Here is a 7,404-nt window from a genome sequence, read left to right on the forward strand (position 1 = left end):
CCGAGCAGCACCGCGAAGAGCAGCGCGAGACCGACGTAGAACACGACCCACAGGGTCGACTCCTTGGTCGACGGGATGTGCGGACGGAGTCGGATGAGCAGCAGGTCGCCGATCAGGATGATCGTGAGCACGACCATCGAGGTGATCTCGAACCAGACGGGGATGTCCAAGGGCGTACAGCACCTTTCGGGAGGGTCGGAAGAAGGCCGAAAGTCTCTCCCACGCACAGAGTGCGTCGCACGACCGGAGCAGCGATGTCGGTGCTCGTGATGACGGTGGATGCGCTTGCGGGATACTCCCTCTCGCGTCACCAATGGTAGCGGAGCGACGCCGTCGCGGATGCGGGTTCTCGCGCCGATCTGAGACGATGGGGCATCCTCCGACACTTCCCTGGTGAGAGACACCGAACGGAATCGGGATGACCGTGCAGACGAGTGATCAGAAATGGGCGGCGCAGGCCGCGGCGGGCGATGAGAGTGCCTTCCGCGAGCTGTACCGCGCATATGTCCGACCGGTCTACTGGATCGCACACGGCATCCTCGGCTCGGCCGTCGATGCGGAGGACGTGGTGCAGGAGACCTTCGTCACCGCGTGGCGGAAACTGCCGGGGTTCGAATTGCAGGGGGAATCGATCCTTCCGTGGCTCGCGACGATCTGTCGGTTCCAGGCGGCGAATCGTCTGCGCCGACGGCGACGCGACCTGGCGCACACGACGGATGCCGTCGATGACGCCCTCCCCTCGACCATCGACGTCGAGGAGCAGGTGATCACCGCGGCACTTGCGGCGAGGATCGCGGCGGAGGTCGACACCCTGAGCGATCTCGATCGTGAGATCTTCCGCCTCTGCGCCGCCGAGGGCTATGCCTACCAGGCCGCAGCGGAAGAGCTGGGCGTGAGTCACGCAATCGTCCGGAACCGTCTCTCGCGAGTCCGCACCCGACTGCGCGGTGCCGTGAAGGAAGCGAGCGAGGCATGAACGACAAGAGCACGACAGGCGATCTCCCCGAGCTTTCCGATGCCGCTGTCGCACGCATCGAGAGCGCTGTCTTCTCAGAGATCGCTTCGCAGAAGCCTCCCCTGGCCGCGACAGCGACGCGGGCCCGGCGCCGACGCCATGGCTGGCTCACGGCTGCGGGTATCGCCGCCGCATTCGTCGTCGGCGTCCTCGTCACCCCGCCGAGCCTGAGCGCGGTGGGCGGCGGCTCGATGAGCTCCGCCGAGGGCGACGGCGTGTTCACGGACGGTGTCTCTCAGGACTCCGGCGGCGGCTCCGCCGAGCAGAGCGCCCCGGGCGGCGCGGCTGATTCGCCGGAATCGACTGTCGTCCCCGGAGCTGCAGCAGACGCCGACCGCGAGATCATCGCGACGGCCTCGGCCACACTGCAGGTGAAAGACATCGCGGATGCCGCAGCCGACATCCGAGCGCTCGCGACCGCCCACGGCGGGTACGTCGAGAGCACCGAGGTCGGCAAGACCCTCGCGGTCGACGACACCTCCTCGCCGACCCCGCCGGACGCCGGCTACGGATGGATCAGCATCCGGGTGCCGTCCGCAGATCTCACCGAGGTCATCGATGAGCTCGCCGAATCGGGCGAGGTGCTCTCGTCGTCGATCTCGCAGCAGGACGTCACCTCGACGGCGATCGACCTGCGGGCTCGCGTCGACGCGACTGAGGCATCGGTGAAGCGGCTGACCGAGTTGATGGCGCAGACGGGTACGGTCGCCGAGCTCATCGAGGCCGAGGTGGCGCTCACCGATCGTCAAGCACAGCTCGAGTCCTATGAGCAGCAGTTGGCGGCGCTCGAGGATCAGGTGTCGATGTCGAGCCTGCAGGTCGAGCTGACCCGCATCGCGGCACCGCNNCGCGCTCGTCATCGCCGTCGGGTTCGTCCTGCCGTGGGTTGCGATCGCCGCGGTCGTGTTCCTCGTCATCTGGCTGATCCGCCGAGCACGACGGACCCGTCGGGACGGCGGACAGACCGACGTGACGCCTGCATCGCCCCGCTAGAGTCATCGGCATGAGCAGCGCCGCCACGGAATCGACGATCCGGACTGTCCCGGAAGGGCGCGATCTCACCCTCGATCTGGCGCGCGTGGTCTGCGTCGTGCTCGTGGTGTTCGTGCACATCCTCTTCACCGGAGTCGGGCGCGCACCGGACGGTTCCCTGCTGATCGAGCGAACAGTCGAGGCGCAGTCGTGGTTCACGGCCGCCTCGTGGGTCGCGAACATCATGCCGCTGTTCTTCGTCGTCGGCGGCTACGCCGCTCGCGCCGGATGGCGATCGGCCGTGGCCCGGGGTGAATCCGCCGACAGCTTCGTTCGCGTGCGGCTCGTGCGACTCGCGCGCCCGGCCCTCCCGCTCTTCGTGTTCCTCTCCGCCGCGCTCGGCGCGACCAGGATGCTCGGAATCGATCCTGCTCTCGTCGACACCGTGGCCATCGGTGTGGGATCGCCGCTCTGGTTCCTCGCCGCGTACATGATCGTCCAGGCCGCGGCGCCGACGATGATGCGCATGCACGAACGATTCGGCGCCTGGGTCCTGCTCGTCCTCCTGGCAGGTGCCGTTCTCATCGACACCTTCCGCTTCACGGTGATCGGCGGCTTCTTCGGCATCCAGCCCGTGGCCGGCACCGGGTACGGACTCGGGCAGGAGCTGTTCGGCATCCCGAACATCGTCTTCGTCTGGCTGTTCGCGCAGCAGGTCGGGTTCTTCCTGTTCGACGGGTGGTTCGCGCAGCGCCGCTGGTGGCAGCTCGTCCTGCTGATGGCGGCCGGGTACGGCGCGCTCTGGGGCCTCGTCTCCGTGGGCGGGTACTCGTGGAACATGCTCGGCAACCAATGGCCCCCGACCACCGCGATGACACTGCTCGCCGTCATCCAGGCTTCCGCGCTCACGCTCCTGCACGCGCCCCTGACTGCGCTCATGCGACACCGCGGAGCGCAGGGGGTGGTCTTCGTGATCGGCTCTCGGCTCATGACGGTCTACCTCTGGCATCTGCCGATGATCATGGTCTTGATCGGGATCCAGCTGCTGCTGCCGATTCCGCTGCCCGCGCCCGGGAGCGCCGTGTGGTGGTGGACGCGCCCGCTGTTCCTGCTGGTCGTGCTCGGAGCCGTCTGGCTGCTCTCCCTCTGGCTCATCCGATTCGAGAAGTCCCCGGCTCGGGGGATCGCGCGCTTCCCCTCCCCCGGCGCCACGGTCTCGGCCGTGCTGCTCTTCATCGCCCCGATCATCGCGATCACCGCATACGGTCTGGACTTCCCGCTGGCGGCCGCCGCACTCGTGTGCACGGCGATGGCGCTGTGGCTGACGGGCTCGAGGCGCGACGGCCGAGGGTGACGACGAGGTCGGACAGCGACGAGCAGGGTCTCGGATACGACGAAAGCCCCCGGAGAACCGGGGGCTTTCTGGTGTTGTGACCCCAGCGGGATTCGAACCCGCGTTACCGCCGTGAGAGGGCAGCGTACTAGGCCGCTATACGATGGGGCCGTCTGCGTTACGTTTCCGTGCCGCGACAACTGTACAAGTATGCCACGACGATTCTCGCGCCGCCAAATCGAGCCGAGCCCCTCTCGATTCCCGGGCGTGGCGCGCCCGGTGAGGTTTGCCAGCGGCGCTCCGAAGGAGTTGACTCATCCCATGCGAGTCACGAAATTCGAACATGCCGCTCTTCGCATCCAGCAGGGCGATGACGTTCTCGTCATCGATCCCGGGTCTTTCACGTCGCCGCTCGACGATCTCGCGAGTCTCGTCGCGGTCGTCATCACCCATGAGCACCCCGACCACTGGACTCCCGAGCATCTGGATCGGATCCTCCGAGCAGCCCCCGGAACGCCGATCTACGCGCCCTCCGGGGTCGCCCGTGCGGCCGAGGGCTACGACATCTCGATCGTCGCTCCCGGCGACACGATCGAGGTGGGAGCATTCACCCTTCGCTTCTTCGGAGGAACCCACGAGGTGATCCACTCCTCGCTTCCCGTCGTCGAGAACGTCGGCGTGCTGGTGAACGACGACTTCTACTATCCCGGCGACTCCTACGCGGTGCCCGAGGGCATCGATGTCGGCACTCTCGCCGCCCCGCTGGGAGCCCCCTGGCTCAAAGTCGGCGAGGCGATGGACTATGTGCTCGCCGTGAAGCCGCGCCGCGCTTTCGGCACCCACGACATGACGCTGTCGGTCGCGGGCAAGACAATGCACCGCCAGCGCCTGCAATGGGCGACGGAACAGGGTGGCGGCGAGTTCACGGTGCTCGAGCCCGGTGAGTCGATCGACTTCTGACCGACTGTGCCCGACTCACCGGCGGCCGAGCACAGCGTCGACGAGGAGCAGGTCCGTACTCTCCTTCGCCACGCGGTCCCCGATCTCGCACACCTCCCTCTGGCGCAGTTCGCCGACGGCTGGGACAACTCCCTGTGGAGACTCGGTTCGGAGCTTCTCATCAGGCTGCCGCGGCGCGCACTGGCCGTTCCGCTGATCGGCCACGAGCAGCGCGCGCTTCCTGAGATCGGCCCGGCTCTCGCGGCTGTCGGAATCCGGACGCCGGTGCCGATCTTCTCAGGCCTTCCGAAAGCCGACTTCCCGTGGCCGTGGTCGATCGTGCCGTGGATCGCAGGGACGCCTCCGAGCCAGCTCCCCCGCGCCGAGAACTCGCAGCGGGCACCGCAGCTGGCTGGGTCGCTCGGCGCTCTGCACGTCACGGCTCCCGCTGATGCGCCACGCAATCCGGTGCGAGGTCGCGCTCTTGTCACCCGCGACGAGGCGATGCGCCCTCGACTCGAGCAGTTCTCTGAGCATCCGGCGCTGGGGGCCGCCTGGTCCGCCGGCCTCGAGGCACCCCGGAACACCGAGGACGTTTGGGTGCACGGAGACCTGCACCCGGGCAACGTACTCGTCGATGAGGGTCGACTCTCGGCCCTCATCGACTTCGGGGATGTGACGACCGGCGACCCCGCCTACGATCTCGCATCGTCCTGGATGCTCTTCGACGCGGCCGGACGCGATGCCTTTCGCGCGGCCACGACAGCGCGATACGACGAGGCGACGTGGATCCGTGCGCGGGCGTGGGCCGCATACATCGCTCTGGTCTTCATGACGCAGAGCGACGACCGGCCCGACCACCACGCCGTGGGATCGCGCACCGTCGAGGCTCTGGCCGAGGGGTGAACGGCTAGAGCTGCGAGGCTCGCACTCGAAGGTCGCGGGCGAGATGGTCGCGCTGCTCGATGACGATCCGCCGAAGAGCCGCGGGCGCGGCCTCGTTCTCGGCGATCCACTGATCGACGAGACGGAGATCCCCAGTGGAGGGGAACAGCCCCACCACCAGCCGCTGCGCCAGCTCGATGCTGCGGGTGAGCCATGCTCCGCCGATCCTCGCGAAGTACTCCTCATCGAAGACGGCGACGAGGTCGCGACGACCGCCGGCGCGGAAGCCGCCGATCTCGGCATCAAGGTGGTCGTTGCTGAGCGAGGTGTCGTTCCACGCTCTGTCCCAGGCTTCCGCACGAACGTCCGGGTCGGGACGTGAGGCGAGCGCACGGCGGGCGGCGGTGCGTCCGCTGCCCGTGTCGTCGCGCTCCTGCTCGGCGGAGACGTCGGGGGTGTCAGCGTGACCGGTGGTCACCAGCGAGGTGAGAAGCTGCCACCGCAGATCAGGGTCGACCAGCAGCCCCTCGGGCGCGTCGCCGTCGAGGATCGCCCGTATCTCGCGATGACGCGAATCGTCGAACGCCGACGCCGTCGCGAGCGCGCGGGCCCAGGTCAGCTGCGCGTCGCTGCCGGCCGTCGCCGTCTGCAGAGCGCTCCACGCGGTCTCCACCCACGCGCGCTGCTCATCGCCGCGATCGGCATCGACGACATAGTGCCGGATCGCGAACAGGGCGTTCGCCACGACCCCGACGAGCAGGCCGATGTTGGACTCCTGGGGGGCGTGCGCACGCACGATCGACGTGTAGCGGGACACTGCCAGCTCGCCGTCGCGAGTCGCGTTCCACAGCGACGACCACACGACAGCGCGGGCCAGGGGATCGTCGATCGATGAGAGCGACTCCTCCACCGTGGCGAGTGAGCGCTCGTCGAGCCGCACCTTGGCATAGGTGAGGTCGTCGTCATTGAGAAGCACGAGATCCGCACTCGGCATCACGATCGGCGTGCGCTCGTCGACGATGTCGAGGGCTGTCTGATCGCGACGCACGACGCGGCCATCGGCACGGTCGTAGAGCCCGATCCGCAGCCGATGCGGACGCGGATCACTCTGCACGAGCACCGCTCCCCCGTCGGCATCCGTCTCGAGCCAGATCGTCGACAGCCCCGTGGTCTGCAGCCAGGCTCGCGACCACTCGGTCATGTCCCGGCCTGAGACGGCGCTCAGCTGCACGAGGAAGTCATCGAGGGTGGTGTTGCCGAACGCGTTCGCGGCGAAGTACCGACGGGCGCCCTCGAAGAACGCGTCGTCGCCCACGAACGCCACGAGCTGCTTCAGCACGGCCGCGCCCTTGGCGTAGGTGATGCCGTCGAAGTTCAGCTTCGCCGCCTCGAGGTCGGTGATGTCCGCGACGATCGGATGGGTCGAGGGCAGCTGGTCCTGCTGGTACGCCCAGGCCTTGCGGTTGGCCGCGAACTTCACCCAGGCGTCATGGAAGCGGGTCGCCACCGCTGAGGCGTGCGATCCCATGTAGTCGGCGAAGGACTCCTTGAGCCACAGGTCGTCCCACCATTTCATGGTCACGAGGTCGCCGAACCACATGTGCGCCATCTCGTGCAGGATCGTGTTCGCGCGGGCCGCACGCTGTGCGTCCGTCGCCGCTCCCCGAGAGAGATAGGACTCGGTGAACGTCACGAGTCCGGGATTCTCCATCGCGCCCAGGTTGTACTCGGGCACGAAGATCTGGTCGTACTTGCCCCAGGGATACGGATAGGCGAACGCATCCGTGAAGAAGTCCAGACCCTGACGCGTGATCTCGAGGATCTCGTCCGATTCCAGGTACTGCGCGAGCGATTGACGCACCAGCACCCCGAGGTCGATCCGCTGCTCGTCGCGTCGCCACTCTCCGCCGACGCGGGCGTAGGGGCCGGCGGCGACCGCGGTGATGTAGCTCGAGATCGGGAGGGTCGGCGCGAATTCCACCCGCTGCACGCCGACTCCGGCGTCGACGCGCACCGCCGCCTGATTCGAGAGCACCTCCCACCCCGCAGGCGCATCGATCACGAAGGTGTACGGGGCCTTGATGTCGGGCTGCTCGAAGCACGCCATCACCCGGCGCGAATCAGCCGGTTCGTACTGGGTGTAGAGGTACGTCAGCTGATCGGCGGGATCGTGGAATCGGTGCAGTCCCTCGCCTGATCGGCTGTAGGAGCCGAACGCCTCGACGCGCACGGTGTTGGTGCCTGCCAGGCCGCGCAGCCC

General features: G+C 67.7%; 6 protein-coding genes, 1 tRNA gene and 1 pseudogene. 5 read left to right on the forward strand and 3 right to left on the reverse strand.

What is annotated here, in order from left to right; genetic code table 11:
• Positions 1 to 170, reverse strand: a pseudogene (locus tag J7E68_RS19910) (TerC family protein); the annotation flags it as partial.
• A gap of 248 nt (positions 171 to 418) precedes the next feature.
• Here J7E68_RS19910 and J7E68_RS14245 point away from each other — a divergent pair.
• The 3 genes from J7E68_RS14245 (at position 419) to J7E68_RS14255 (ending at position 3,341) form a co-directional block, all read left to right on the forward strand.
• Positions 419 to 976, forward strand: a complete 558-nt coding sequence (locus tag J7E68_RS14245) for an RNA polymerase sigma factor (RefSeq protein ID WP_215173621.1) — start codon at positions 419 to 421, stop codon at positions 974 to 976.
• Entirely contained in the window at positions 973 to 2,022 is a 1,050-nt protein-coding gene (locus tag J7E68_RS14250; RefSeq protein WP_215173623.1) for a DUF4349 domain-containing protein, read from the forward strand. Before J7E68_RS14245 ends, J7E68_RS14250 begins: the two co-directional genes overlap by 4 nt.
• On the forward strand, positions 2,019 to 3,341 hold the full coding sequence (locus J7E68_RS14255) for an acyltransferase family protein (RefSeq protein ID WP_215173625.1): 1,323 nt from the start codon (positions 2,019 to 2,021) through the stop codon (positions 3,339 to 3,341). The genes J7E68_RS14250 and J7E68_RS14255 overlap by 4 nt, the downstream gene beginning before the upstream one ends.
• 77 nt (positions 3,342 to 3,418) lie before the next feature.
• Here J7E68_RS14255 and J7E68_RS14260 read toward each other — a convergent pair.
• Positions 3,419 to 3,491 (reverse strand) — tRNA-Glu (locus J7E68_RS14260).
• Positions 3,492 to 3,641: 150 nt separating this feature from the next.
• Here J7E68_RS14260 and J7E68_RS14265 point away from each other — a divergent pair.
• A complete protein-coding gene (locus J7E68_RS14265; RefSeq protein WP_215173627.1) occupies positions 3,642 to 4,280 on the forward strand; it encodes an MBL fold metallo-hydrolase in 639 nt (212 codons plus the stop codon).
• A gap of 6 nt (positions 4,281 to 4,286) precedes the next feature.
• Complete coding sequence (locus J7E68_RS14270) at positions 4,287 to 5,165, forward strand: aminoglycoside phosphotransferase family protein (protein ID WP_215173629.1); 879 nt, start codon at positions 4,287 to 4,289, stop codon at positions 5,163 to 5,165.
• Between the two features lie 4 nt (positions 5,166 to 5,169).
• Here the strand turns inward: J7E68_RS14270 and pepN are convergent.
• Positions 5,170 to 7,404 (reverse strand): aminopeptidase N (gene pepN / locus J7E68_RS14275; RefSeq protein WP_215173631.1); only part of this gene is annotated, 2,235 nt, incomplete at its 5' end.

The organism is Microbacterium sp. ISL-103 (assembly GCF_018613995.1).
Lineage (GTDB): Bacteria > Actinomycetota > Actinomycetes > Actinomycetales > Microbacteriaceae > Microbacterium.

Coding starts and splice junctions, on each gene's coding strand:
- J7E68_RS14265 (WP_215173627.1), top strand. CDS start 3,642: ATGCGAGTCACGAAATTCGAACATGCCGCTCTTCGCATCCAGCAGGGC.
- J7E68_RS14255 (WP_215173625.1), top strand. CDS start 2,019: ATGAGCAGCGCCGCCACGGAATCGACGATCCGGACTGTCCCGGAAGGG.
- J7E68_RS14245 (WP_215173621.1), top strand. CDS start 419: ATGACCGTGCAGACGAGTGATCAGAAATGGGCGGCGCAGGCCGCGGCG.